Source organism: Paenibacillus sp. GP183, assembly GCF_900104695.1.
Taxonomy (GTDB): Bacteria; Bacillota; Bacilli; order Paenibacillales; family NBRC-103111; genus Paenibacillus_AI.
Window position 1 is genome coordinate 1,858,143 of sequence record NZ_FNSW01000001.1, and the last position, 25,786, is coordinate 1,883,928.

Here is a 25,786-nt window from a genome sequence, read left to right on the forward strand (position 1 = left end):
CTTCTATCAGCGAATTCATATGGAGACATCCCACTTCTATATGGAGATATGTAGTTATCTGTAAACTGAATGGCGTGCAGCCTTCCAAGTCATGAACTGCATCACCGCGATCAGCAGAAAAGCGGTCCCGGCAAGCATGGGAATCGTTATAAATCCCAGCCAGCGGATGTAATCCACATTGCAAGGTACTGGGCCGCATGAGGTTGCGGCTTCCTGAAACCATGAAGTCTCCTGCATCAAGATATGATAGATAGAGATGCATGCTCCCCAGAACGCCATGGGTATAACATAGACGGTTAACTGGTAATCCTTACGTACAGAGGCTATGCCCAGTATGAGCACTAAAGGATACATCAATATCCGTTGGTACCAACAAAGTTTGCAAGGTAAATAATGCAGAATTTCCGAAAAATATAAGCTTCCCAGCGTGGCAATTAACGCAACCATCCAAGAGAGATGCATACCGTTTTCCTTCATAAAACGTTTCCTGCCTATCGTGATCTCCCCCTTTGCCCTATATTATGGAAAATACGGCTGGACAAGTCAATGAAAGAAAGGAGAAGTTTTCGTGAAGATGCCCACCTATTCGTTTGCAATGAATCCTTTCCCAGGAAAAGGAGAGCTTACCGTGTTATTCGCAGGCAGCTCCCAGACAGAGCCGCAGCATCAAGCAGGACCGCAGGTGCTAGACTATTATCTCGTCCATATGGTCATTTCCGGCAAAGGCAGCTTTCGCTCGATGGGCAAAGATTATGAGCTCGGTAAAGGCGATCACTTCTTCATCTTCCCCGGCGAGCTTGTAAGCTATATATCCGATCGGGACGATCCTTGGTGCTATCGCTGGATCGCTTGTAAAGGAACTCATATTGTTCAGCTGCTCAGTCAGCTCGGCATCTCGCCTTATAAACCGATTGTGCATACAAAGCAGAGCCGTAAAACCACAGCCTTATTTTATCAGGTTGAACAAATATTGCGTGAAGGACATGCCTCCTGCGATATTCAGGCAGAGGGTTATTTGCGGCTCTTGCTGGGCGAATATGCGAAGCAGGCACTTGTTCCTGTGCCGCGGCAAACATCCATCTCTCCCCAGCAGCAGCAAATGGAACAGGCCATACTGTGGCTTACGCTGCAGTACAATAAACCGATATCCATCGAGCAGATGGCTTATGATCTAGGATATCATCGTACTTATCTCTCCAAAATTTTCAAAGCGTACACCGGACTCGCACCCATGCATTATTTGCTCAAGCTGCGTATGGAGCGTGCAAAGCTGCTTTTACAGGAGCAGCTTACTATTGAACAGGTAGCTTCCTCAGTCGGCTTTACCGATGCGCTGTACTTCTCGAAGCAGTTTAAAAAATGGTCAGGCTTCTCGCCAAGCGAATACCGGCTCGGCAAACCTATATCCGCTTACGATTGCTCCCGGTAATATTTGCAACTACACCCAAGAAAGGAATACAATTATGTCATCTAAATATCAGTTGCAGCCGCAATATCCAGGGAACCGAATTTATTTACGGCAGTGGCAGCCTCAGGATGCAGCCGCGCTTTTGGAGTATCGCCTGGAAAACCGCAGTTTTCTGCAGCCATTTGAACCCGCTCAGCCGAGCGACCATTTTACCTCCCAGTTTGCGGAGCAAAAAATCGAACAGTGGATCGACGAATCTGTAAGTGATATCGGCTATGCTTTTGGCATTTTCCTGATAGAGTCGGATTTACTCGTGGGTACCCTCCACCTCAATAGAGTGATTCGCGGGCCTCTCTTCAATTGCTTGGTCGGGTATTCGATGGCCCAGCGCTTTAATGGCCAAGGTCTGATGACCGAAGCTGTCGGTATCAGTCTTTCCATCGCGTTTGGATCTCTGGCGCTGCATCGGGTGGAAGCTGGTGTGATGCCGCGTAACATTGGTTCCAAGCGCACTTTGGAGAAAAACGGGTTCAGGCAGGAAGGCCTTTTTCGAAAATATTTAAGAATTAACGGTGAATGGGAAGATCATGCGGTGTTTGCTATATTGGCGGATGAGTGGGTTTAACTATTTCAATTTCTCACATGTTCAATTTAGAGCGTTTACAATAGATAGCACAAGGAGGGATGCCTTATGAAACAGTCTGATGGATTTGGTAAATTCCTGGAGCAATTAAGAGGCAAAATGTCTTTGCGTGACGCAGCCTATAAAAGCGGGTTGTCTCATGCTTATATCCGTGATCTCGAATTAGAGCGAAACCGCTCAACTAATGATAAGATAAAGCCTTCACCCGATACGCTCAAAAAACTTTCTGATGCTTACAACATTTCTTACACGGAGCTCATGATTAAGGCTGGTTATCTGGATAATCAAGAAACACAGGCAGCCCTTCCGGAAATTGATTTGAAAGAGGTCATGTTCATCGAACTCGGGGCCAAAGAAATTACCTACCACCAGCAAGATTCCAAAATGGTTAGAAATATGAACTCTCTCGTTGATTTCAGCGGTTTTTTGGACAAACTGGATGAACACATGTTCAAAAAAGTAGATAATGATTTATTCGTGAATCTGCACCATCTGCGAAAGTATATGGAAAAGGAAGGCAAGCTTTTCTTCGATGATCAAGGTCAAGGCAAGTATGTCACCATGTCAGCGCTGCGCCAGAAGAAGTATCATGACCTTATCTTAAGATCCGTTGCAGCCAATACCGGTAACAGCCTGGAGTACAATTTTGGACGTAAAACCGGGAAATCAGCTTCCATTATCTCCATAAAGTGAGACTAAAGAACGTGATTAACTATCAAGATTCAAGTACGATTTGTACTTGATTCTTTTTTTTTGTGATGAAAGCACTAATGAACGTGTCTATATTTGTAGAAAAATTATTTCCTCTCTGGAGTTGAGCCCATGACACCTAAGCTACCTGTTCCTCGCAACAGAAAAAAAGGGGCAGAAATTCTGCTTATCGACTCCCAAGAGTCAGTGACGATTTGGGAAAATCGTGTGATGAAACCTATTTCCAGTACGGTTAAAGAACTGCCGGGAAGACCCTGGTTTGAGGAGCAGCTAAAACAATCGCTTCTTGAAGCAGACGCTTCCGGGACAAAGGCAGCAGTCTTCTTTATCGACCTGGATCGATTTAAGCTGATCAATAATACATTTGGACATAGAACCGGAGACAAGCTGTTGTCTTACATAGGACATAAGCTGCTCCATACATACATAAAAGGTAAAAAAACTGCGGCCCGCTTCGGTGGCGACGAATTCATGCTGCTCTTGACAGATATTACTCACCAGGATGAAGTTAACGCTTTTGCGAAATACCTGCTGGCTTATACAAGCGAACCTATTCTGTTTGAGGATTTTGAGCTGCAGCTGACTGCAAGTATCGGTATCAGCCTGTACCCCGACAATGGGAATGATGCCCAATCCCTGATTCAACGTGCGGATATTGCCATGTATAAAGCCAAGGAGATTGGCGGGAATACCTTTACCCTTTTTGATCCGGACATGAATCGGCAATCCTTGCAGAGATTGCATCTGGAAATGGATCTTCGAAAAGCAATGGCACTGAGTGAACTCATGGTGTATTATCAGCCTCTGGTTGATCTGCAAAGCGGGCATATTTTTGGAATGGAAGCACTGATTCGCTGGAAGCATCCGAAATGGGGTATGGTCCCTCCCTCCGATTTCATCCCCTTGGCGGAAGCAACAGGACTTATTATTCCTTTGGGAAGCTGGGTGCTGGAGCAAGCTTGCAGGCAAAATCAATTATGGAGCAGTTTGGGACAGACGCCGCTAACTGTGGCAGTGAACATTTCAGTGCATCAAATCATGCAGCCCGGATTTGTTTCTTTCGTAGAAAACATCCTGTGCAAATCAGGTCTTTCTGCCAATCGGTTATGTCTGGAAATCACCGAAACTATCTCACTGAAAAACACTGCATTTATATTGGAATCGCTCAAAAAGCTGAGCCAGCTTGGAGCCCAGATTTCTATTGATGATTTTGGGACAGGCTACTCTTCTCTCTCATATCTCAAAAGTTATCGCGTAAATACACTAAAGATCGATCAGTCTTTCATTCGTGACATCACTTCCGATATTGATAGTGCTGCTATTGTGACCGCGCTGATTAACTTATCCAAACAGTTGAAAATCAAATGCCTGGCCGAAGGTGTAGAAACGCAGGAACAGTTGGATTTTCTCATCGAAAATGAGTGCGATGAAATTCAAGGCTACCTATTTAGCCAGCCTCTTCCCTCCGATCAATTTGAACAGCTGTTGAAATCAAAAAATAATTTATTTAATTAGGACAAAAGAGTGTAGAAAAGTCTGGGAAACATGAAACTTTTCACTCTTTTTTTTCGTTTAATAAACATATGCATTTTTATTGAGAGGAATGAAGAGCAAGCTATGGCAATCAAGCCAGTACCTGATCTGCCAACTGTAATTACGACTCCGAGCGGACAGAAGCCGGGGAAACGCAACAATTCATTATGGCTGCAGCTCATCAGCTATACTCTATTGATTGGTGTGCTGCTTATGATTTTGTTTACTTGTTGGTTTTATCTCACAGCATCCGGATCCAAAATCCGCTATGTGTTGGCGGACACCTTGATTACTACGCAGCATCGTGATTGGGCGAAGTATTTGATAGGCTCGGACCAACTAAATGAGCGTGTGAAAAATTATTGGGCGAGTTTCGAGCAGATGGGCGAGGTTAGAGACAAAGGTTTGGTCAAGTTGGAACCACAACCCGTAACTGAAACTGCAGTGGTAAAACCACCACCCGTAGAGTTGGTAAAGGTTGAAGCCATTTCGGGACCCAATTTCAAAGGATTTCTAATGACGATCTCTGATCCGAAAAAACTGAAAATTGTTGTTCCTAACAAAGTCGGCATGGGTGAGAAGGTTTCCTCCATGGTAAAACGAACTGGTGCCATTGCCGGGGTAAACGGCGGAGGCTTCATCGACCCTGAATGGAAGGGTAATGGGTTTCAACCCGAAGGCATTGTCATTTCAGGAGGCCAAATTTATTACAATGATGGAACCCTCGAATCCACCCAGCAGGTAGTCGGGATCGACAAGGACGGCCGCATGGTGGCAGGCAAATACAAAGTTTCCGAGCTTCTGAAAATGGGCGTGCAGGAAGCTGTGTCCTTCAGCCCTCGCTTCATCGTAAATGGTGAAGGCTTGGTCAAAAGCCAGGCAGACGGCTGGGGCATAGCGCCTCGCACGGCAATGGCGCAAACCAAAGACGGTTCCATCCTGTTCGCGATTGTTGACGGCAGGCAAAAACACAGTATTGGCGCCACTTTGTACGATATTCAGGAGATCTTCCTGTCTCATGGTGCAATCACTGCAGCTAATTTGGACGGCGGCGCATCGAGTGTGCTTGTTCACAACAATGAAATCGTCAACAAGCCTTCAAGCCAATATGGGGAACGTTATTTACCCACAGCATGGCTCGCTTTCGACAATCCGCAGGATGTACATGTGGCTAACATCTGGGCAGGCCTCGACATTAACAAAATTGATCCTTCCAAGTGGATGAAATGAACAAGAAGCATCCTATGCCGCATGATGAAGCGGTGTAGGATGCTTCTTTTTTTGATGGCGCCGGATACGTTTACTTCAAGCTCATTTGGAGTTCCTTTGGAGCTGGAAGATCATCTAGTAATTCAAAATCGGCTGTATGCCCTTCATCTGTAGGTTCATCACTGTTTTCCCGCCATGAACGGACATTCTCGATCACATCTTTAGCCGCTACTTGAACCTTCTCTACCCACTCGGAGGTTTTATCGCTGACTGCGTTAACCGCTTGCTGTGTCTTTTCACTTACTGTGTTTACTTGCTCCTTGATATCGCTTCTAAGCTCTCTGCCGGATTTGGGCGCTGCTAATAATGCGGTTAACGCACCAATGACGCCTCCAACGATCACTCCAAGCAAAAGATCCTTGCTTCTTTGCCCATTAGCCATGACCAAACACTCCTTTTTATATAGACGAATGCCTATGAAATATTACATTATAAGTAGGCGCATGGCTTTTTGACACAGATTTTTCTGAAGGATTATGTTAAAATTTATTCCAAGGCATTTTTTTGGAGGCATTTATGAACCAGCAGCAGGGTTTAAAAGAAATCAATGCAACTCGAATCATCGCTATTCTTAGAGGTGTGGAGGATAAGCATATCACAGCCGTTGCCAAAGCGCTGTACCAAGGCGGGATCACCGTCATGGAGGTCACGCTGAATACGCCGGGAGCCCTGGCCATGATCAAAAAGCTGCAACAGCAATTTGGAGAAACTATGTATATAGGCGCAGGAACCGTGCTTGATCTGGAAGACGCCCGTAAGGCGGTGGAAGCCGGAGCAGCCTTCTTGGTAACACCCAATTTGGATATTGAAGTCATCCACTATGCCTCAGAGACGGGAGTCCCCATCTTCCCTGGTGCAATGACACCGACGGAAATCGTAAAGGCTTGGAAAGCCGGGGCTACAGCGATAAAAATATTTCCAAGCGCCAGCATGGGCATCGCCTATTTCAAGGAGCTTATGGGACCGCTGAATCACATTCCGCTCATCGCTGTAGGCGGTGTGAACGAAGCCAATATTAGAGAATTCCTGAGCATTGGATGCTATGGGCTGGGTATAGGCGGATCTTTGATCAATCTGAAAGAAATCGAAGCCGGCAATTACGGGTGGATTACGGAAAAAGCTGCAGACTTGCTGAAAGCGTCCCGAGCATCATAAATAAGTAAGCAAAAGGAGCTGATCTTCAGCCATTTCATGGCTAAAAGCAGCTCCTTTTTCATTAACCTCATAGGTTGGTTGCATTGCGCTCGATCATGTAAGTGCATTTGGCTCCGCCCTTGGCGAGACATTCGGTGCGTTCCACTTTTACACCCAACAATCTTTGAAACAAGGAAAGCTCGCATTGGCATGCCTGCTGATACCGGTTAGCAACTTGCGTAATTGGGCAATTGTGCTCGCTTAACTCAAATTCCCCATCGCCGTGCTGATTCCATTTGGCCATATATCCGTTCTCATTCTGGATTCTCGCCAGCTCCGAGACACGTTCTCCAAGGCTCTTCGCCTGCATTCTCGACTGATATTTCGCCACCAACTTATCTTCTCTTTTTTTAAAGAGGTTGTCGATTTTTTCCTCGCCCTCATCCTCCAGCAGCTCTTCCAGCAAATCCAGAGTCAGGTGATGATAATTCTTTGGAAATAAATCATCGGCTTGCTTGGTCAACAAGTACAGATGAGTCGGTCTGCCCATGGCTTGGCGCACAAGCTTGGTTTCCAATAGTCCGTCGCGTTCCAATGTATTTAAATGACGTCTTACTGCCATTTCTGTGATACGGAGCTGATTTGACATCTCTCCGACACTTAGTTGGCCCTGCGTCTTTAGCATAGTAAGAATCACTTTGCGTGTAGAAGTTTCGTTTTCCTGGTTCATTAGATCACCTGCCCTTGGAAACTTGAATAGCCTTATTTTACAGCATCCGCGGGTATAAGTAAATTAAGAAACTAAAAAGTATAGTAACTTAGGCAAGCTCTTTTTCCATAAAAACACGTACATTCACCGCAAATTCCGTCAAAGCTTTTGGTAATCGGTTCAAAAGCGGGTGCAAGGCTCCACGATCCCATTGAACAAAATCCTGGGTTAGCGCTTTTCTTAGCTTCACAAGCTCAAGGAGAAAGGCGGCAAGGTCCTCACTAAAAGCACCTTCTCCAGATAAAATGTCCACGATATCCTCGTAGCTGCTGGCATCGCGCAAAATAAAAGCATCAATAAGCAGACTGCCCACATCGGTTACCGATTCAATCGCAAGATGAAGGACCCTTTCCTGGGAAAACTGCAACTGGAGTGAAGCCTCGCCCTTTCCCCACTGACCTAATACCTGTTCACACGCCTCCGCAATGACCTGGAGGAAACGGAGCCTTTGCTCGATTTGATCGTGGTTGACAAAATACATTGCGGCTATCTCCGTCCTCTTTTTCTCCATTTGGTCCAAGCCAGCATGCCTATGAATGTACATATGACCAAAAACAGCAGCAGGATCGCCTGCATGACATACTCCAATTTCACTTCTCATCATCCTCATAATATTTATTGCTTGTTCCTAGGCTAAGTTCAGTTTATCGTGACAGCTTATTTATTTCAACCTAGCAAGCCATGCCCATCGGCGCTGTTGTCTGCGGCTGTAACGCGGTAATCCCCTGTAAATTACCAGCGTTTCCCGGAACGCCTGTTTCGCATCCTCAGTGCGTCCAAGCTGCTGATACAATTGTCCAAGCCGGTAGTATGCCTCACAGGAGGAAGTATGCAGCTCGCGAAATTGCTCCAGATTAGCTACGGCCTTTGCCGGGTTAACACCAGCCAACGCCTCGCCTAATCGCAAATAGGGCTCGCCATATTTGACTCTTGGATTGAGCTCGATCGCTCTCAGCATCAAGCTTTCTCCCTTGGCCAGATCGCCAAGCTTCAGATAGCACAGGCCAAGCTCGTAATGAACATCGGCGGAATCCTCCATAACCGACATCGTTTGCTCCAGAACCGGCAGAGCCTCCTGATATTTCTTCCGTTCGATCAAATTTCTGGCCAGATCCAGCTTCACTGAAGTATTGTGCGGATTGGCCCCAAGATCCTGCTTTAATCGTTTCGCTCTGCTGCCAAGCTGAAGCGGCCGGAATATATTCGGCATGATACCCACGTACCGGCGGTCCAGCACATAAAAGACAATAAGCAAAATAAGTATGGCCAAGAATGGGTTTCCGGTAAGGTACCAGAGAAAGGAAAAAGCCAATATTTTCGTCAACGAGTTAGGACCTCCCTTGGAAATCTGCATTCCCATTCTACCATATATTCTCATACAGCGGGAATCGACTGCTTTGTACGATTTTCGCCCATGGACATTGGTTATTTATATCCTGGATTGTGCTATAATTTGAGAAAATCCAAACCTGCTGGAAGTTAGGTAAAAGGAGTTGCTTGGTAATGAAGGAAACAGAGCAAAGAAAATGGCACAAAACTCGCCAAATGGGAAAGTCCAAGTACTTATTGATTTATGGGGTGCTGCTGTGGAGCTTATCCCTTACTGTGCTCTTTGGAGCCATCGAATATCTCTCACAAGGTGAAGTTTACAAAAGTTGGATCCCGATTCGGCTCGTCCTGTTTGCTACTCTTGGTTTTTTTATATCCAACTCCAGATGGCAGTCCAAGGAGAAGCGTTATGAAGCAGCCTCGGTACAAGGATCACAAGAACAAAGCAAGGGATAAGTACCTGTACCTGCTGCTTAAATACTCGCCACCTCTACAGTCGGTGCAAACCAGATTTTGCTGAAATCGACCCAGCCGAGCTCGTTCAAGGTCACCCCTTTGACCGACGAATGGTAAGACGTTTGATAGGAACGATGAATCAGAAAGAGGAATGCAAATTCTTGACCCAGCAGATCGATTAACTCGGAAACTCGTTTCTGCCGTCCAGCTTCATTTTTGTCAGCCAAAATTTCCGAGATTTTAACATCCGCAACAGCTGCCATATCGTCGCTTAAATGAACACCTAGATAGCTGTTGGTTTGTTTGATCATTTGGATGATGTGCAAATCGTAATCGTTTTCCATGACAACCCCGTAAATAATCATGTCTGCTTCGAGAATCTTCTCCACCCGCATCATATCGCTGTCTGTCTTGACCTTGATCACAAGGGGAATTCCTACTATGGCGCATTGGGTTTGAAGCCATTTAGAATCTTCCAGGTGAATTTCATAAATATAGAGCAGGACAGGCTCGCCTTCATAATTCATCTCTTTTAAGAGCTTCCGCGCAAGAATCAAGTCCAATGGTGCAATCTGATCCGCTTGAAATCTATCAGGCAAAAAGCTGGAGGACGGAGAAAACCGATTTCCACCCATTTCACGAATAAGCTGCTCACGGCCAAATATCAAATCCACTGCACGTCGAAAGTTAATGTGCTGCTGCGGACCCTGCTTCTTTAAATTAAAGGTAAGCAAGCTGGAGCCCGAGCTGACTTTCTCAATCTGCAGCCATTCCTCCTCCTTGGTGGATAAGCCTGGCAGACTCATTTTACCGTAATGATCCGAGATCACCTGTCCCCAATCCTCTTGCTGATTGGATTCCTTCAATTCCTCCGGCAAAAACCAAATCTCCACTTGGTCCAAATGCGGCCGCACACGAAAATAATCGTCAAAAGCCTTCAGTCTGCAAATAAATTCATCGTTTCGCTCGACACGAAATGGACCGGTCCCAATCGGAATACGGCTAAACAGCTGCTTGTTTTCCTTATAAATATCTTCAGGAATTATGCCGGCGACGCAAATTGAGGTGTACTTGAGAAACAGCACGTTGGATCTTTTTAATTTGATATGAACTGTAGTTCGATTGCTGACCATAATGTCCTCAATATCTTCAACCAACCAAGTGTTGCTCGAATTGACCTCAGGATCCTGCAATCGTAAAAAGGTGAATTTAACATCTTGAGCAGTGACTTCTCTTCCGTGATGAAACCGGATCCCTTTTCGCAAATAAAAGGTCCAAAGCGTATGGTCTTCATTTACCTCCCAAAAATGAGCGAGGTGCGGCTCTATCGCACCATTTTGATGATTGAAGCGAACCAAAGTGTCAAACACTTGGGTAATGATGTTGAAATCCGCACAATAAAGGGCTTGTGCCGGGTCGAGTGTATAAATGTTTTTGAAAAGTGGAAAGCGAAGCGTATCTGTGCATCGTTCCTCTTTGACAATGGAATTATGTCCAAAATAACTGAACAACCAGTCGGAAAATGACTCCTGCAAGCCCTCTCCTTCCTTTAATTGATGAATGAGGCCGATTGCCCCCTGAAAGTCTCCCTTTTGGGCAAGCTGCATGGCTTCTTTGGAAATGATCTCTTCCGTGGAAATGAGAAAAGTGAGCTCGGACGCATTGCCGCGCCCGCGCCCCGGGGTCCATTTAATCCAGTTTTGCTCTGCCATTCTTTTGAGCAAAAGCTTTACATTTCGGGTTGTGCAGTACAGCATGGAGCCCAATTCTTCCAGGGTGACTTTAACTGGTTTATTCTCGATATTCGAATCAAAGCTGCATCTCAAATCCATGTAATAATTCATAAGCTGCATAGCCGTAATCCTCCGATCCGGATAAAAGGGGAAATTAATAAATATAATTATACTCTTTTTATTCCCCTATTATAAAGGTAAGCTGTGTCTATAAGCAACAGGAAAAGAGGTGAGTGGAATGCAGCCCAGTATTTATTCAATAGAACGTTTAGTGGAGTTTCAACAAGTGGAGTCAGAAAGAGAAGCCCGAGAGCTGTGGATGTGGCGAACAAAAGTAAAATGCCGATCGTCCTTGTTAATGATGTTGATCAAATTGATCGTTTAAAAGTAAGGAGGAACCAACCGACTGCAAGCAGGATACCAATAGTGTCAACCGCTACATCGATTGCATGTCCGGTTCTTCCGGGAACAAATGTCTGATGCCATTCATCGGAGGCCGCATAAAGGATGGAAAACATGGTTGTGTATACGAGGACTTTTGATCTTTTCAGGGGTTTAGCCAGCAGTGAATACCCTAATAGCAAGGCTAAGATTGTGTATTCACTGACATGTCCTGCTTTGCGGATAAAAAATTCAAGCATCCCATAGGGATCGTGCCAAGTCACCACGGTACCATCATACAAAAAAGTAATATGTGGCAGCCACTTGGATAAAGAAGATGCGGAGAATTCACTGGAAAACAGCGGTATTAAGTTTTGCTGCTGATAAGTCTGCGAGGACTTATAAAAAATAAAAGCCATCCATAGGAAAGCGGCGGTAAGCAGCAGCCTGTAACGACGAGGAGATGAAGCAGCCATGTTTAGGTTACCTTTCTATGAATTGGAGTTTTGACGAATACTGATGAGTGCGAAAAACTCAAGCACCGCCACATTCACGCATGCAATCGCATCAAAAACCACTCCAAAAATAATCCGGAATGAATCCACATTCGCGTAATACCACCACAACACTCCTGCACCCGTCAGAATGATATTCACAACCGTCGAAACCCAAAAGGAATATTGCAGCCTGTTTGTTCTTCTCATCAGCCAAACACCGAGAACGAAAGGCACTGTACAAGCGATACCTAAGTATATCCAATAGATCAAATTATTCGACACGTAAAAGGTCACTCCTACAACATTTAGTCATGTATTAGGTTAGCATGAAAATGTCGATTAAACAACGTTACCCCGGCCTTGAGCCCTTATGCGAATGAGAGGGCTTTTAAGCTTGCCTACAATTAAATTATCGTGTATAATTCGAAAAGTCGACGTTATTTCTTGGGGCCTTAGCTCAGCTGGGAGAGCGCATCGCTGGCAGCGATGAGGTCAGGGGTTCGATCCCCCTAGGCTCCATATAGTACAGAACTGAAAAAGCCTTGTATATCAAGGCTTTTTTCTATGCAACAGCTGGCGATTTACTACTATAACAGCTTACACTATCGGGCGTTGATGTAAAATTGATGTAAAAACAAAAAAATAAAAAAAGTGACGCTGTTGAGGTAACCGCAGCGTCACTTTTTTTATTTATGCTTATGCATTCATATTAAATATAGTTTCAAACTTATCGGCAGCGGCTTGGTCTGCAGATTGCAGAGCATGACCATATATGTTCATTTTGTTCTGATGTCGGCATGGCCAAGCCTTGCCGCTATCGTTTTTGCATGTACACCCTGGTTAATGAGCAATGTCGCTGAAGTATGTCTGAGATCATGGAACCGGATTGAAGGCAGGCTTTTCCGCTTAATGAATCGTCTAAACCAGGTACCTGGTACAGTGTGATATAGCGGCTTCCCTTTCGTTGCTGAAAAAACAAAGAAGTGATCACCGCCTTCCCAAGCGTCAAGTAACTTGCGTTTCTCCTCTTCACATTGGAGCAAATATAGCTTTAATTCGGAAACAACGGAGGATGGAAGAGATACACGCCGGAAAGAAGATTTCGTTTTGGGTTCCTTTATTATAGGCTTTCCGTTCGCATAGCTTAGTGATTGCCTCACATCCAGTGTACCGTTTTCCAGATCAACATGCTTCCACTCTAAGGCCAAAAGCTCTCCTCGACGCAAACCAGCCGTGAGTGCAAGAGTAATCATGATACGCCACATATCAGGCTCCCGCTGTAAAGCTATAAATACTTGCGCAGCCTGTTGCTCATCCAAAACACTTGTTTCCTTCTTAGCTACTTTGGGCCGTTTCACAGGATCAATCGCTTTCGATATCTGGTCATACAAAAAGCTGTCGACTGACTCTTGATTTCGTTTGAACAAACCCAGTGTGTTTTCCTTCACTTCGAAATCAACCAATGCTTTTTCAGCGTTAATTTCCAAAAAGGTCGGTTTGTACTTGTCCAATAAGTTTTGGCGAATCTCTTCAATCTTTTCGTACTTGCTCTTTGTGAACAACGCGTGTTTAGCTACTTCAGCAAATCTACTTTCATCAAACCTTTCCGCAGCAGGAGTGATAGATTTATTCAGCAGCGATATATACACCAGTAAACGTTTCAGTTCTTCCAGATTTTCAAGTTGAAAAAGCCCCAATTGAAATTTCATTTAAGTTCATTAATTTGGTCGCCACATGTTTAGAGATCTGTGCTACTTCTAAGCTGTGTGTTAACCTTGTTCTAAAATAGTCACCTGTTCCTGCTCCAAATATTTGGGACTTACCTTGTAAACGTCTAAAAGCAGGCGAATGTATCAATCTTGCATAATCGCGTTCAAACTCGGTTCTTACATCCCCCTCTCTAGCGTGATTCTCCGTAATTCTAATATTTCTCATTGTAAGTGCATCGGAACGACTTATACTTTCACCTCTAATGTTTTTTCAACCCTACCATTTACCAAGAATACCCTTTTTTCGATCCCTATTCTCGTTTATTCTTGAAATTTCAAAAATAATTGTATCCGTTGTTTTCCTCTTCTTAACGAACAAAAATTAAGGATTGGAAAAAAATAGGTTGTTTGTGTTACTTCGACAAGAAATGAGATTCTCCTTCATATTAATTTCTTTATGTCATTACGAATGATTGATTCTAGGCTGAGAATTGCCACCGAAAAAGTTTATTTCCCATACTCAGCTCTCGATTACTTATATAGCGTCATCCAACGTTTGCCGCGTTATAATCTCGTGTGGATCTGCTAGCACATTATGGATGGATATATGTGGGTATATGGCATCCTCAAATTAGGGTCAAAATAAACTGTCGTTTCAAAAACGATGTATATGGAACAATATTTTCCTTTGGTTTTTGGCAGCTAAATACCGCTCATTCATACTATGCATCATTATCCGTTTCAAAATCATAGTTACGTAAACGTACGTCTTTATGATACAATAATATCAATAACACCAAATGGAGGCGTTAAATATGAGAATCGGTTATGGAGAAGGCAAGTGGAGCTAAGGATGATCGGGTCCAGTTGCAGCAAGCAATTGATGCTTTACGACCTGGTGATGACTTCATCGTTTATAAGCTTGATCGACTGGCGCGGTCTACGATAAAGCTGATATCGACGTTAGATGAGATTAAAAAGCGCGGATCTGAGTTCGTCAGCCTTAACGATAGCATCGATACTTCTACAGCTGCTGGTAAAGCATTCTTCGGTATGCTGGCTGTATTCGCGGAGTTTGAGCGGAATGTAATCGTTGAACGCACTAATGCCGGCCTAGCAGCATCTAGGGCAAGGGGAAGAAATGGAGGACGACCGAAGACGGATCGGCGTAAGGTGGAGAAGGCGCTGAAGCTATATGACAGCCGGACACATTCTGTAGCAGAAATAACGGAGGCGACCAGTGTAACGAAGGCAACATTATATCGGGCGATAAAAGATCGGGAGACGAGTCCATTCCAAAGGATTAACGACGACAATGGCTCTTAGCAAGCTTTTGGAACAATTGATTTTGTTTAAATTAAAATAATAAACCCCCATATACTGGAAAACAACTCCGAATCCTATAGCAATACATATAGTTGAGGAGATGAAAATGAACATGAAGAAAACAATTACCTTACTAGCAGCCGCAGGCATTCTAATAACGTCCGGACTCATAACTAATACCGTAGAAGCGAAGTCTCACCAGGGAGAGAAGGAAGGTCTCCAAAATGCCCTGGAGCATGTGGAGAATGAGCACGCTCATGATGCACTACACCGAACCATGGAATGGAAAGCAGATCGAGAAGTTGACAACGAGGATTCGGACGAGGATTTCAACGAGCATCAAATGACAAGCCAGCAGCTCGTGGAGAAGGATAAAGCTGCATTGGCTATTGATTATGGCGGCAGCGACACGGCGGGTAGCGTTACCGTCTCCTTCGATTCACTGCCAAGTCGTGGAGCTAATGGCTCTTCCATAACCTGGAAGTCTAGCAATACCGCCATCATTTCCGATGACGGCAAAGTAGTGCAGCAGCCAACAACAGGCTCGACGGATTATTATGTTACTATGACGGCGACTTTGAAGTATGGTGATGCAGTTGCAACTAAGGCTTTTGAGCTCACGGTGAAAAGCGCCATGACAGCTGCTCAGAAAGTAGCTGCCGATAAGACCGCTTTGGCCGTCGGCTTCAGCCAAGGGGATTCTGCAGAAAGTGTAACCCTGCCTCTGGTGCTTGATATTACCGGCAAGTATGGCTCTTCTATCTCATGGATTAGTGGATCACCCACTATTATTTCCAATGACGGCAAAACCGTCAACCGCCCCTCGATAGGCTCCGGCGATGCAGTTGTCGTATTGACTGCCATTATTTCCAACAGCGGTATATCTGTGGTCAAGACATTCCAAGTCACCGTTAAATCGCAATTGGCGGATCTTCAAAAGGTCGCGGCAGACAAAGCAGCTCTAGCGATCGGGTTTCAAACTGGCGACAGCGCAAGCAGCGTTACCCATGCGTTGACTTTGCCTACGATAGGCGCCAACGGCTCTAGCATTACTTGGATGTCAAGCAATCCAACCTTGATCTCTATAGATGGAAAGACAGTCAACCGTCCAGTGAACGGCACTGGTGACGGTACCGTCGTATTAACAGCCATTATTAACAGCAATGGCGTTAGCGATGCCAAAACCTTCACAGTTATCGTGAAGCAGCAGCTGACAGACTCCCAGAAAGTAGCAGCCGATAAAGAAGCACTAGCCATTGGTTTCAGCGAAAGCGACACGCAATACAGCGTCACAAACGCACTATCCTTGCCAACCATCGGTTGGAATGGCTCCTCCATCGTGTGGATCTCCGGAAACAAACCCATCATTTCTGACGATGGCAAAACCGTGGTAAGGCCAACTGGCACCACTGACATTCAAGTAACTATAACGGCTATCATCATGAGCAACGGCTCTGTGGATACCAAGGGTTTTACTGTTACTGTCAAGCACCAATAAGAATCGCAGAAAGCGCCCCTTAAGCCGGGGCGTTTTTTTGCGTTTGAGGTTGATATTAAGTGGCCTTAAACAATTTAATGAGTGACAACCTTTATGAGAAGAGTCATAATCATTCTTGGGATCACAACGAAATGATGCATAACCCCATTTAAATGGAACACGGTGCTAACTTAAATTTCATTTAGCCATATTTCGATTTCAGAAATCATTTCTGCGTAACGTCTGATGGCGGTTATAATTCCTAATACTTGTACAGTCCCAGTTTGCTGTTCTTTTTCATCCGTACAAATACATAATGACCGTTTTAAACTATATTCCAGCCAGTCTAACTTCCCCAAAAATCCAAATGTTAATATCATTCTCCAATCTGCTTGTAGTGTTCCGTGTGACTTTTTATAGCCCCCTATAAAAGCAAAGAATTTGTCTTTATCAATTTTTCCCAGCTCATTTTCAGACCAATAAATAGCTGTTTCAATTAAGTCTTGCATAGGATTTCTATAGCCAGCTGATTCCCAATCAATAAGGATGGGATTATCTTGATTCCACATAACATTTTTAGGGTCTAAATCGCCATGACTAATGACCATGTCCGAAGTAAGCAGTTTTGCCGATTTGATTGCATTAGTATTCCAAACATGTAGATTTTCGATGTTTTCAAACAGTATGTTAGCCCATTCCGAGTTACTTTCTTGTCCTTTTTTTAAATAGTAGTTCCAGTCAGTTGACAGTCTATTATCTGACCAATTATTCACTATACCTAACTCTGAAAAATCGGTCATATGTATACCCGAAAGAATACCGCCTATTCTTTCGCAGTGGACCGTATTTATCTCATTTAGTTTCAGAATTTTGCCATCTATCCAATCAAAAAGGAGAAATAATTGGTCCCCTTCTTTTTGAATAGCACTCCCATTAAACTTTATTGCCGGAATTGCAGGCACATAGTTCGCTGCAAAATTGGCAATTCGTTCTGATGTGATAAAGTTTTGCATGGCCGTTGGTCTGGACATGATTTCTGGGTTTAATGCTTTGACTATATATCTCCCTGAAGTTGTTTTCAACGCATACATACGGTGCAATAACCCCCCTGATAACGCTACAGGTACATCTACTACCTCTCCAAGCATTAAGTCGTTGCATAACTTTTCAAATCGTAGTAGGTCCCTTTTTTCAGTCACCTTTACCGGCTCCTCTTATCTTTTGTAGGCACTTTAACCCCATTATCTTCCATTGTATACACTCCTTAAATTTTTCTAAATTTCAATTACGTTATCCTGCTAGATAGCTTAACGAGACTGCCCATCGTTGCGGTAGCCTCGTCGTGTAGTTTAGCTCTATTATCCGATAGGGAAAGCGAAAATCGTATGGCACATAAACGGTTTTAATCCTATTTAAAATGGCATCTTCAGACAGAGATGTGTCGTAAATTTCCTTTCCAAATGTGGATTTATGATAAACTAACGACGTGGTATATTCATCTTCATGATTCTTAAAGCTTATATCCCTATTGACATCAATCACGTATCGGCTGAAATTAGCCGATACGCATACTGCCGTTACTTTAACAAACAAAAAAGGAGTCTTGACGAATCAATCCAATATACCTTCTGGATACAACTGCTTTTGTTTTACTACAAAATAGAGGTTGTCTGCTCTCGCCTTCTAAACAATTATTACGCGCATCCAGAGCATATTAACAATGATAATGCTTTGTCAAAAGGTACTCCTTTCTTAATAAAGCATTCAATTTGCTCATAACTGAATACCGTCAGCGTAAGGAAGGTCGCTCAGCAAGACGCGGGGTTGCGATATCTACTGCATGCTATGGAACACGGTGTATCGTTCATCGTTCGCAAGATCAGTCTTTTTACGTTTCTTTTGTTTTACTAATGAAATAATAACCGCTAGTATAGCTAAAAATGACAAGATGATCGACAAGTATACCAGCAGTAGTATGGATTTTTCATGCACCCCACTAGTCGGCAGCGGCAATTCCCCACCAGCCGTAAGGCTGTTTTTTGCCGTTCCAGCAGCTTTTGGGGTTACACTGGTTACCGATGCCGGTTTGTCTGATCCGGGTGCACCAGTCCACTCAACAACGGTTCCATCTTTGTAGGTCTGATACGCCTTCCATGCAATTGTCGTTGTGGAGTCCGCAACCTTACCTTGCATGTTAAATTCGCCAAATTCGGTTGGACCCAGTCCCGCATCCATGGCCGTCCAGACGACGCTTGTGATTTTACCCGATGCATCTTTCACGATATCGTATTTCCAACCTGCTTTTGGCTCGAACTTTGTAATATCGACATCGATAGGAATTTTAATCTCTACCTTCACCGTTGGGACTTCCTTTTCCGTAGGTACGCGAACAGTAAACTTTTCATAACTGCCTTGTACAGCTTCTTTTGGATAAACGGTAACATGCGCGTTTGCAATAGAGCCGAAACTTAGTGTAAAGATCATGGCCAACAGTAAACCAATCCATTTTTTCATGACAAACTTCCCTGCCTTCTAATGTATTGTAAAATCCTTTATGAAGACTGTTTCATTATCGTCCACATCCATAACGCGAATTTCCGAGGCCCAAACCCCGGCGAATGGAAGAAAGGGGCCGTCGCACGCATATAATAATTGTTCGCCAGTTAGACGATCTGTAGACAAAGGCACCTGGATGGGGCCGATTTCATTGGTCTTCGATTTTATTTTCAACTCGACGTTTTTGATCTTTATTGATTGGTTCGTTTTCGCTTCCACAATAAAATGGTTCATTCCGGGCATGTTGGGCGTAATCGTTAGCTTTACGGCAATGTTATCCCGAGACTCCGACCAAATGACAGGCTGATTTTGGGGAACCGGATTCAAGACGGTCAAAACACCGACAATCCCTACAATCGAAGCCATTAAACTAAAATCCGCTTTAAGCCAAAATGCGAAGCGGCGCGCCATTTTCTTTTTCATAAAAAAACGAAGGAGACCTGCGGAGGCAACAACTAAAAAAATGATGAAGATTTTCGCTAACAGCAATAAGCCCCAATCTGTGAAAAGAATATCTTGCAAGTTGGGCAGGAAAATTAACGTTGAAATGGTTCCTGTGACCGTTAGCGTGATAATGCTGATCAATGCCGCCTTAGAAAAAACCGGCAGAAAGTGAATAACTCCCATGCGCTGTTTACGCCAGTAAAGGAGTATGTAGAGCAGGCCTCCCGCCCAAACGGAAGCCGCGAACAAATGGGTCACATCCATCAGGACGGTAAACAACGGATGTTTGGAACCCATGGCGTGGCCGTTTATGCTTTTTGCGGCCAGCATCGACACGACCCACAAACCGTCAACGAGCTTGTGCTTAAGGAGTATAAAGTAACCGGGCACAATTAGCAGAAAAGTGAGCAGCCAGGAAATCCCGGCACTGGTTTTCAAAATAACGGTAAACTGGTCGATACCAAAACCAGTTAAAAGGCGTGAAAATTGAAGCAGCATGCTGTCGATAGAAGCGATTAGATACAGCATCAGCAAAAGTTTCGCAGCATGATGATAACCCCGTCTCCATTCAACTGTTTCGAAATGCAAGAAGTGGTACCACATGATCCATCCGGTTAACGAAAGAAGCAGAAAGTAGTAGCAGATTCGGGTTATCCAATACAGCCAATCGTTTTGACTGATTCCGACTTTGGAAACATAAACGTTCGCCGCATTTTTGATGGTCAAGTCACCTGCTTGTCCAACAGTGAAGATGTACGAGTTTTCAATGGGATGGCCGTCCGCAGATATAATCCGGTAGGAGACCGTATAAATGCCATCGGGCAACTTCGGCAGGAGCTGGTGCAGTTCCTTTTGGTCTTTAGATATCTCTGCCGGTTGGGTGTTTAACGCTTTGCCCCCTCCATCGTAAGTTTTAATATAAAACAGCCCATTCTCCATCCTTTCGTTAAAAGCGAGAACAATTTCCGACGGCGATGACGGATAATTAACGTTAGGCTCGGGATAGGCTTTCTCCAAAATGGAATGGGCAATAACCTGAGTGGGAAACAGGAAAACAAAAAACAATAAAAGCGCGACAGTCAAAAACCATTTGGTGTTTCCATTCATTTTCTCAGCAACCTTTGGCATGCTGTTCCGAATAAGTTAATATTGACCTCCGCAGCGGCAGTCGGCCGCTGCGGGGTCATTACATTACAATTCATTACATGGACATTCCGGGGTTATGCGGGTCATTGACGTCGACTGCTTTTATTTCCAAGGCCTTGCTCAACCGATCCGCCATCCCTTCGAGCAACGCATCCGCATGTTTTTGCGGGATTTGCCCGGATTCGACTGCCTCGTTAATGTTGCGGGTCTCCAATTCTGTAAGCTGTTCAAGGAATTCATTTTGGTTTAATCCTTCTTCCTCAGCGATTTTGACCAAAGTTAGCCCCTTCTTCATCTCGTCCAATATCCAGATCGGTTTTACTCCAAGAATGGCCGCTGCTTCGCCCACCACGTTGCTTTGGAAACGGCCATGCCGGGTTGTGGCGTGGCCATTCATTCCCATATTTACTTGAGTAGCCTTGACGAGAGTCGCAGATCCGTTGGCTGCTGGAGACGGGATGCTTGCTAAAGTGTCATTATTTAGCATTGACACCACAACTCCTCCAGTGATTACTAGCATGACGGCAAAAGCCGAAGCTTTGAGAAGTTTGCTCTTCATTGGCTCAATCGGCTCCTTTCAATTTAATATATTATCATTTATTTCCTTTAAACCTTTTTGATTCGTTTTAAAGAGAGCTGCTGCTGTTCCAAAAACTTTGCGCTGAGGAACAGCAGCGCTGGTCTACTTTTATTCTTTTGAGACAGCGGCCGTTTAAGGCGTTTTTACAGTCAATGCCGCCGACCATGCGGAAGAGCCGCCCAAGTTGACCGCTTGTATTCGGTAATAGTACGTTGTGTTCTTGGGCAAATTCGTTTGCAACAACAAAGTAGCAGAGGTAGTTACAGTATTTAGACCTTGCGTGAATCCCGCATCAAGAGCCCGCTGTATGACATATTGGGTCGCTCCGGTCGAGGCATTCCATCTTAACGCGACCGAATCCGTAGTGGTTCCTGCCGAAACTCTTGAGGTGAAGTTCGTCGGCGTGGCAGGAGCCACAGGCCCTCCCGGTACGTCAATGGAGGCTACGTTGGAATAAGCGGACGACAAGGCCCCGTTCACAGCATTCACACGGTAAGAGTAGGAACTGCCTGCAGCAACCGATGTATCGCTGAAAGTAACAATTCCCACGCCGTTATGCGGTCCCGGATTCGCGATCGAGGTAAAATTGGTTGTTCCATACACGGCACGTTCGACTGTGAAGCCCGTCTCATTGATGGCGTTATCCGTCCAAGTGAGATTTACTTGTGCTCCGTATACCGCAGCCGTCAGATTTGTCGGGGCAGAAGGAATGTTAGACGCGGCTGCGGTTACCACATTCGATTCCGTATTGCCAGCCGCATTATAGGCAACCACTTTATAGCTGTAAGAAGTAGCCGGGTCAACCGTCGTGTCAGTATAACCGGTTGCGTTGGCCAAAGCTGTACCGATCTCCGTGTAGGTCCCGATTTGACCCGTAGTGTCAAAGGCAGCCCGCTGAATCTTGTATCCTACTTCGTTGGAGGGGTTTCCTAGCGTTTTCGGGTCACTTGCCGGCGTGGGGTCCGTCCAACTCAAACTGACGGGACCTCCTGAGTTATTACGGCTAAAACTGAGTGTTGAAGCCGCAGGTACCGCACGTGCAACATTTAGGATCATAGGACGCATCATGTCGTTTTCTTCGTGACCCAACAGGTGGCAGTGCCATACATATTCCCAGCCGAAGTTCACCAGTTGGTTAACTACCGTTATGGCGTTGCCGGTTTTCGGATCGATCCCTGAAAATTGAGTAGTCGTGCCCAAAGGCATTGTCGGGTCGAGAGGACGGATGCTGTCGGGAAGACCAAACGGCAGCTTCGGCGCAATCGGCCTCAATGCGACAATCGCATCCTCCAGAGGATTCATGCGGACGGTGTCCTTCCATCCTCGTTCATTGTCATCGGGGAACCGGATGGAGCCGTCCCAGCCAACCCGGTTAATCAGTTGCACATCAAACAGGTGGAAATGAATGGAGTGGGTATCGACACCATTGTGCGTTACTTTCCAAATTTGAGTGCCATCCCCTTGAACGGGTGTCATCGGCGTGATCACGTCCTTCAGGATCTCTGTTGCCGGGTCGATGTACGCCTGTAGTATAGTGGTTTGGATTTTGAAATTGGTATTTGGTATTTCCATACCCAATACGGCGTTCATGCGACCGTAATCCTGCGTGAATTCCTCGGCAATAGCTTTCGGCTCCAGAGGAAGCGTCAGGGAGTTTGAAGACTTGGGGGGTGTAAAAGTAATGGAAGTATCCATAATGTTTACATACTTGGTATCCGGTACCAGCAACGGATTCTGGCCTGCCTCGAATGCGGCAGGTATAGCTGCCTGTAACTGCTGCAAGATATCCGTCGTATTGGCCGTCGCCGCAGCGCCCGAACCTCCGCCGCCTGTTATGGTTACCGTCGGATTCACATAACCGCTGCCCGGGCTCGTCACTGCGATTGCGCCGACTTTCAATGCCGCTTGAGCTGAGCCAGGCGTTGCCGGATTGCCGCCCGTAAGAGTAACCGTCGGCAAGGAAGTGTAACCAGCACCCGCGCTTGTGATGGTAATGTTATAAACACTGCCGGTTACGGTTACACTGGCAGGCGCCGTCGCGCCTCCACCGGATAGGGTAACGACCGGGGCCGTATACCCCGTACCAGGATGGGTCAATGTCACGCTATAAACCGAACCTGTCACTGTTGCTGCTGCCGGTGTCGTGGCACCCCCGCCGGAAAGAGTAACAATAGGAGCGATATATCCGTTTCCTGGGTTCGTCACGGTTATCCCGGTTACAATCCCTTGTACCGAATCTATGGCTGCTACGGCAGTCGCCCCAGAGCCTGATCCGGGCCCATAAATGGAATCCGTTACAGTGACGGCTGGAGCTGATGAATAGCCTGCCCCCGGATTGGTAACCTGGATACCCGTTACCGATAAGGCGGCTTTTCCTGTTGCCCCTGAACCGGTGCCGCCTCCGGAATCCGAAATACTGACGCTTGGCGCCGTTGTATAACCAGAGCCGAACGATCCCACCTTCAAGCCATCCACCGAAATCGTTGCTTTTGCAGCGGCATCTGTTGTCGCGCCGCCGCCGGTAATGCTAACCGCAGGCGATGCCGTGTAGCCGTTGCCCGGCGAAGTCACGTTGATCTTGTCAACAGCCAATGATGCCTTGGCGGCAGCCCCGGTTCCGTACGAATCGGAGATACTTACGTTGGGAACAGAGGTATACCCAGTTCCGCCGTTGGTGACGCTGACGCTCGACAGCGGTCTTCCTGAAGCAGACGGATTATCCGCCACCTTAATCTGCATGACCGTCCTCGTATTCGGACCGTAGCCCGGCAGTGTCGTAGGTGCGCCTCCAGTATAGTTGTTGATGATGGGAGCAGTTATAGATTGGTCGGGATCCCCGGTATAGTAATCGTAGCGGGGATCGAAAAAAGGACCCGGTGCAGGCGCGTCATTGTAAAGGATGAGCGTTTGTCCGGCATATTTGCTGAAGTCGACCACAACATCCGCACGTTCTGCAGGACCCAGCAAGAGTGTTTTGCTGGTTATATTCAATGTCGAAATGATTCTACGGCTGTATTCATAATCGATCGGTTGATTTATGAGTTCCACCGGTTTCGGCAGAAAGCCGCTGTCCGTACCGATCTGAATCATGTTTGGTCCAGCTGAGGACGGATCGGGAACCCCGCCGGGCCTATTGTCGTTCGGCCAAGTGCTAGGGAAGCCCGGCTGTTGCACGGCTGGAACTATGGGAACTTCACCGGCATTTCCATCTTTCAGAGTGCCGTCGGCATTCCACATCTGTCCGTTGGATTTAGCCTTGTACAATTGCAGATTCCACATCCGGTCATTTGACGCATTCAGGATCCGGAACCGGTATGCCTTCGGCTGGATGTTCAGATACGGATAGGCTGTACCATTCACCAAGGGGGTGTCCATGAAGGCTTCGGGTACTTGGGACACATTAGGCACCCCAGGATTCATGTCCCCTTGGCCGGGCTGGCCTTTTAACGGATTGGGAACAGGACCGTGCAACAAGCCGGTGTTCGGCGGCCAAAACCACGGGCCATAATCCCACCGTCCCAAGTTATTCGCCCCTGTCGTAACATAAGGGTTCTGATTGGGCATGTACACATGAGGGAACCACAGTTGGCCCATTCCGCCCCATTTCGCCTTGTCCCACGTGGGATCCGTAGCCGCCAGCTGGGCGTCTTTCGGGACAAAGGTCTTATCCTGGATGATCAGGGGAATTTCGTCTGCCGGAATGATTCCTTTTGCAATAAGATCCTTTTCCACCTGGTCCCGGAGCATGTACGGGGCAGCTTCCCCCGCATATACGTTCAAGCGGGTAATCCCGTAGGAATGATCGTGGTACCACATCATTCTGGCGCTTTGCTGGTTCGTATAGAAGTACGTCATGGAACCCGGTCCGGGATCAGGCATGTCCGGCACGTTCTGCACACTCACGCCTTTCGGATACGGCGTATTCTCGCCGGCGGGAGTTACCCATTGATGCGGTGTCCCGTCGCTGATCCATGGCGTGATGCCTCCATGCAGATGGAGAAGTCCACGGTTTTGGGTGTACATATTCTTCCCGTCCGGTCCCATCCCCGCACCCATGATCGTCGTATCTACCGGAAGGAACAGATCGCCGCCGCTGCCGGTTGGCAGGTTGTTCGTAAATTTCACGCGTACCGGCCGATCTTTTTGGGCATTAATTACAGGCCCGAAATAGCTGGGCTTGCTGACCGTGGCATCCGTCGTATTGGTCTGCTTATAACCCCGCAGCTTTGTAGCCGGAAGGTCTTTATGCAGCTTTTCGGTGTACTCTACCAACGAGATTTCGTAGTAGTCGGAACCGGGATAAGTCGTCGTGTCCGGAATGGCGACCGGAAGATACTGTCCGAGGTCGTTAGCATTCGCCGCTCCCAAGCCCGGCAAGGAATCGACAAATTTTCGGATCCCTGTCCCTGGAATTACATTGCCTTTTGCGTCCAATTCCGGAAGCGGGCTGTTGGCGTAATTGGGAGTACCGTAATAGTCCGGAGTGGTTCCGGGAGCCATAACACCCATGCCGGCCATCGCAGACACATTCACGATGCTAGAGAAAGGAAACGATACAGCCATTAGAGCGATAAGTACGGATTTTGTTAGCTTGTGTCCAAGGTTCATTTTTAATTGTTTGGGCTTCACCAAAAATCACCAGCGTCTCTCTAAATTTTTTAATAGTTCCTGCCGATCTGAACGAT

General features: G+C 46.0%; 24 protein-coding genes, 1 tRNA gene and 1 pseudogene. 10 read left to right on the forward strand and 16 right to left on the reverse strand.

Annotated features, from left to right (window positions below):
- Positions 1 to 54 precede the first annotated feature (54 nt).
- A complete protein-coding gene (locus tag BLV33_RS09260) occupies positions 55 to 477 on the reverse strand; it encodes a disulfide oxidoreductase (protein WP_090790342.1) in 423 nt (140 codons plus the stop codon).
- A 97-nt stretch (positions 478 to 574) separates the two neighbouring features.
- Between BLV33_RS09260 and BLV33_RS09265 the strand changes: the two genes are divergently transcribed.
- The 5 genes from BLV33_RS09265 (at position 575) to BLV33_RS09285 (ending at position 5,525) form a co-directional block, all read left to right on the forward strand.
- Positions 575 to 1,429: an AraC family transcriptional regulator gene (locus BLV33_RS09265; RefSeq protein WP_090798810.1), complete on the forward strand. Its 855-nt coding sequence runs from the start codon at positions 575 to 577 to the stop codon at positions 1,427 to 1,429.
- Between the two features lie 34 nt (positions 1,430 to 1,463).
- Positions 1,464 to 2,033: a GNAT family N-acetyltransferase gene (locus BLV33_RS09270; RefSeq protein ID WP_171909077.1), complete on the forward strand. Its 570-nt coding sequence runs from the start codon at positions 1,464 to 1,466 to the stop codon at positions 2,031 to 2,033.
- 66 nt (positions 2,034 to 2,099) lie between these two features.
- A complete protein-coding gene (locus tag BLV33_RS09275) occupies positions 2,100 to 2,744 on the forward strand; it encodes a helix-turn-helix domain-containing protein (protein WP_090790345.1) in 645 nt (214 codons plus the stop codon).
- Between the two features lie 129 nt (positions 2,745 to 2,873).
- On the forward strand, positions 2,874 to 4,277 hold the full coding sequence (locus tag BLV33_RS09280) for a putative bifunctional diguanylate cyclase/phosphodiesterase (RefSeq protein ID WP_090790347.1): 1,404 nt from the start codon (positions 2,874 to 2,876) through the stop codon (positions 4,275 to 4,277).
- A gap of 231 nt (positions 4,278 to 4,508) precedes the next feature.
- Positions 4,509 to 5,525: a phosphodiester glycosidase family protein gene (locus BLV33_RS09285; RefSeq protein ID WP_253187222.1), complete on the forward strand. Its 1,017-nt coding sequence runs from the start codon at positions 4,509 to 4,511 to the stop codon at positions 5,523 to 5,525.
- A 70-nt stretch (positions 5,526 to 5,595) separates the two neighbouring features.
- Here the strand turns inward: BLV33_RS09285 and BLV33_RS09290 are convergent, their stop codons facing one another.
- Positions 5,596 to 5,946, reverse strand: coding sequence for a YtxH domain-containing protein (locus BLV33_RS09290; RefSeq protein WP_090790351.1), 351 nt, complete (start codon positions 5,944 to 5,946; stop codon positions 5,596 to 5,598).
- Between the two features lie 134 nt (positions 5,947 to 6,080).
- On the opposite strand from BLV33_RS09290, the gene BLV33_RS09295 reads away from it, so the two are divergent.
- Positions 6,081 to 6,719, forward strand: coding sequence for a bifunctional 4-hydroxy-2-oxoglutarate aldolase/2-dehydro-3-deoxy-phosphogluconate aldolase (locus BLV33_RS09295; protein WP_090790353.1), 639 nt, complete (start codon positions 6,081 to 6,083; stop codon positions 6,717 to 6,719).
- A gap of 67 nt (positions 6,720 to 6,786) precedes the next feature.
- Here the strand turns inward: BLV33_RS09295 and BLV33_RS09300 are convergent, their stop codons facing one another.
- From BLV33_RS09300 to BLV33_RS09310, 3 genes are all read right to left on the reverse strand, one after another.
- On the reverse strand, positions 6,787 to 7,428 hold the full coding sequence (locus BLV33_RS09300; protein ID WP_090790355.1) for a helix-turn-helix transcriptional regulator: 642 nt from the start codon (positions 7,426 to 7,428) through the stop codon (positions 6,787 to 6,789).
- An 88-nt stretch (positions 7,429 to 7,516) separates the two neighbouring features.
- Positions 7,517 to 7,948: a DUF86 domain-containing protein gene (locus tag BLV33_RS09305; RefSeq protein ID WP_090798812.1), complete on the reverse strand. Its 432-nt coding sequence runs from the start codon at positions 7,946 to 7,948 to the stop codon at positions 7,517 to 7,519.
- A gap of 180 nt (positions 7,949 to 8,128) precedes the next feature.
- Entirely contained in the window at positions 8,129 to 8,791 is a 663-nt protein-coding gene (locus BLV33_RS09310) for a tetratricopeptide repeat protein (RefSeq protein ID WP_090790357.1), read from the reverse strand.
- 179 nt (positions 8,792 to 8,970) lie between these two features.
- On the opposite strand from BLV33_RS09310, the gene BLV33_RS09315 reads away from it, so the two are divergent.
- On the forward strand, positions 8,971 to 9,252 hold the full coding sequence (locus tag BLV33_RS09315; RefSeq protein WP_090790359.1) for a hypothetical protein: 282 nt from the start codon (positions 8,971 to 8,973) through the stop codon (positions 9,250 to 9,252).
- A gap of 17 nt (positions 9,253 to 9,269) precedes the next feature.
- Here BLV33_RS09315 and BLV33_RS09320 read toward each other — a convergent pair whose 3' ends face one another.
- From BLV33_RS09320 to BLV33_RS09330, 3 genes are all read right to left on the reverse strand, one after another.
- On the reverse strand, positions 9,270 to 11,105 hold the full coding sequence (locus BLV33_RS09320) for an ABC transporter substrate-binding protein (protein ID WP_090790360.1): 1,836 nt from the start codon (positions 11,103 to 11,105) through the stop codon (positions 9,270 to 9,272).
- Between the two features lie 248 nt (positions 11,106 to 11,353).
- Positions 11,354 to 11,842 (reverse strand): VanZ family protein, encoded by a 489-nt coding sequence (locus BLV33_RS09325; RefSeq protein WP_090790362.1) that lies wholly within the window; start codon positions 11,840 to 11,842, stop codon positions 11,354 to 11,356.
- Positions 11,843 to 11,857: 15 nt separating this feature from the next.
- Entirely contained in the window at positions 11,858 to 12,145 is a 288-nt protein-coding gene (locus BLV33_RS09330) for a hypothetical protein (protein ID WP_090790363.1), read from the reverse strand.
- 164 nt (positions 12,146 to 12,309) lie between these two features.
- Here BLV33_RS09330 and BLV33_RS09335 point away from each other — a divergent pair.
- A tRNA-Ala gene (locus BLV33_RS09335) sits at positions 12,310 to 12,382 on the forward strand.
- A gap of 257 nt (positions 12,383 to 12,639) precedes the next feature.
- On the opposite strand, the gene BLV33_RS09340 is transcribed toward BLV33_RS09335, so the two are convergent.
- Positions 12,640 to 13,572: a site-specific integrase gene (locus BLV33_RS09340; RefSeq protein ID WP_090790365.1), complete on the reverse strand. Its 933-nt coding sequence runs from the start codon at positions 13,570 to 13,572 to the stop codon at positions 12,640 to 12,642.
- A 28-nt stretch (positions 13,573 to 13,600) separates the two neighbouring features.
- Positions 13,601 to 13,798, reverse strand: a pseudogene (locus tag BLV33_RS29925) (dGTP triphosphohydrolase); the annotation flags it as partial.
- A gap of 602 nt (positions 13,799 to 14,400) precedes the next feature.
- On the opposite strand from BLV33_RS29925, the gene BLV33_RS09350 reads away from it, so the two are divergent.
- A complete protein-coding gene (locus BLV33_RS09350) occupies positions 14,401 to 14,898 on the forward strand; it encodes a recombinase family protein (protein WP_090790367.1) in 498 nt (165 codons plus the stop codon).
- A gap of 112 nt (positions 14,899 to 15,010) precedes the next feature.
- Positions 15,011 to 16,396: an immunoglobulin-like domain-containing protein gene (locus BLV33_RS09355; RefSeq protein WP_139305715.1), complete on the forward strand. Its 1,386-nt coding sequence runs from the start codon at positions 15,011 to 15,013 to the stop codon at positions 16,394 to 16,396.
- A 170-nt stretch (positions 16,397 to 16,566) separates the two neighbouring features.
- Here BLV33_RS09355 and BLV33_RS09360 read toward each other — a convergent pair whose 3' ends face one another.
- The 6 genes from BLV33_RS09360 to BLV33_RS09385 form a co-directional block, all read right to left on the reverse strand.
- A complete protein-coding gene (locus BLV33_RS09360; RefSeq protein ID WP_253187016.1) occupies positions 16,567 to 17,574 on the reverse strand; it encodes an aminoglycoside phosphotransferase family protein in 1,008 nt (335 codons plus the stop codon).
- Between the two features lie 91 nt (positions 17,575 to 17,665).
- Positions 17,666 to 17,968, reverse strand: coding sequence for an N-formylglutamate amidohydrolase (locus tag BLV33_RS30650; protein ID WP_090790371.1), 303 nt, complete (start codon positions 17,966 to 17,968; stop codon positions 17,666 to 17,668).
- A gap of 240 nt (positions 17,969 to 18,208) precedes the next feature.
- Positions 18,209 to 18,889, reverse strand: a complete 681-nt coding sequence (locus tag BLV33_RS09370; RefSeq protein ID WP_090790373.1) for a YcnI family copper-binding membrane protein — start codon at positions 18,887 to 18,889, stop codon at positions 18,209 to 18,211.
- An 18-nt stretch (positions 18,890 to 18,907) separates the two neighbouring features.
- A complete protein-coding gene (locus tag BLV33_RS09375) occupies positions 18,908 to 20,482 on the reverse strand; it encodes a copper resistance CopC/CopD family protein (protein ID WP_171909078.1) in 1,575 nt (524 codons plus the stop codon).
- Positions 20,483 to 20,576: 94 nt separating this feature from the next.
- The gene (locus BLV33_RS09380; protein ID WP_090790376.1) at positions 20,577 to 21,080 is read right to left on the reverse strand and encodes a hypothetical protein; all 504 of its coding nucleotides are present in this window, start codon (positions 21,078 to 21,080) and stop codon (positions 20,577 to 20,579) included.
- 153 nt (positions 21,081 to 21,233) lie between these two features.
- Positions 21,234 to 25,730, reverse strand: coding sequence for a fibronectin type III domain-containing protein (locus BLV33_RS09385; RefSeq protein WP_090790377.1), 4,497 nt, complete (start codon positions 25,728 to 25,730; stop codon positions 21,234 to 21,236).
- Positions 25,731 to 25,786: the final 56 nt, after the last annotated feature.

Coding starts and splice junctions, on each gene's coding strand:
- BLV33_RS09260 (WP_090790342.1), bottom strand. CDS start 477: ATGAAGGAAAACGGTATGCATCTCTCTTGGATGGTTGCGTTAATTGCC.
- BLV33_RS09265 (WP_090798810.1), top strand. CDS start 575: ATGCCCACCTATTCGTTTGCAATGAATCCTTTCCCAGGAAAAGGAGAG.
- BLV33_RS09270 (WP_171909077.1), top strand. CDS start 1,464: ATGTCATCTAAATATCAGTTGCAGCCGCAATATCCAGGGAACCGAATT.
- BLV33_RS09275 (WP_090790345.1), top strand. CDS start 2,100: ATGAAACAGTCTGATGGATTTGGTAAATTCCTGGAGCAATTAAGAGGC.
- BLV33_RS09280 (WP_090790347.1), top strand. CDS start 2,874: ATGACACCTAAGCTACCTGTTCCTCGCAACAGAAAAAAAGGGGCAGAA.
- BLV33_RS09285 (WP_253187222.1), top strand. CDS start 4,509: ATGATTTTGTTTACTTGTTGGTTTTATCTCACAGCATCCGGATCCAAA.
- BLV33_RS09290 (WP_090790351.1), bottom strand. CDS start 5,946: ATGGCTAATGGGCAAAGAAGCAAGGATCTTTTGCTTGGAGTGATCGTT.
- BLV33_RS09295 (WP_090790353.1), top strand. CDS start 6,081: ATGAACCAGCAGCAGGGTTTAAAAGAAATCAATGCAACTCGAATCATC.
- BLV33_RS09300 (WP_090790355.1), bottom strand. CDS start 7,428: ATGAACCAGGAAAACGAAACTTCTACACGCAAAGTGATTCTTACTATG.
- BLV33_RS09305 (WP_090798812.1), bottom strand. CDS start 7,948: ATGTATTTTGTCAACCACGATCAAATCGAGCAAAGGCTCCGTTTCCTC.
- BLV33_RS09315 (WP_090790359.1), top strand. CDS start 8,971: ATGAAGGAAACAGAGCAAAGAAAATGGCACAAAACTCGCCAAATGGGA.
- BLV33_RS09320 (WP_090790360.1), bottom strand. CDS start 11,105: ATGCAGCTTATGAATTATTACATGGATTTGAGATGCAGCTTTGATTCG.
- BLV33_RS09325 (WP_090790362.1), bottom strand. CDS start 11,842: ATGGCTGCTTCATCTCCTCGTCGTTACAGGCTGCTGCTTACCGCCGCT.
- BLV33_RS09340 (WP_090790365.1), bottom strand. CDS start 13,572: ATGAAATTTCAATTGGGGCTTTTTCAACTTGAAAATCTGGAAGAACTG.
- BLV33_RS09350 (WP_090790367.1), top strand. CDS start 14,401: ATGGAGAAGGCAAGTGGAGCTAAGGATGATCGGGTCCAGTTGCAGCAA.
- BLV33_RS09355 (WP_139305715.1), top strand. CDS start 15,011: ATGAAGAAAACAATTACCTTACTAGCAGCCGCAGGCATTCTAATAACG.
- BLV33_RS09370 (WP_090790373.1), bottom strand. CDS start 18,889: ATGAAAAAATGGATTGGTTTACTGTTGGCCATGATCTTTACACTAAGT.
- BLV33_RS09375 (WP_171909078.1), bottom strand. CDS start 20,482: ATGAATGGAAACACCAAATGGTTTTTGACTGTCGCGCTTTTATTGTTT.
- BLV33_RS09380 (WP_090790376.1), bottom strand. CDS start 21,080: ATGAAGAGCAAACTTCTCAAAGCTTCGGCTTTTGCCGTCATGCTAGTA.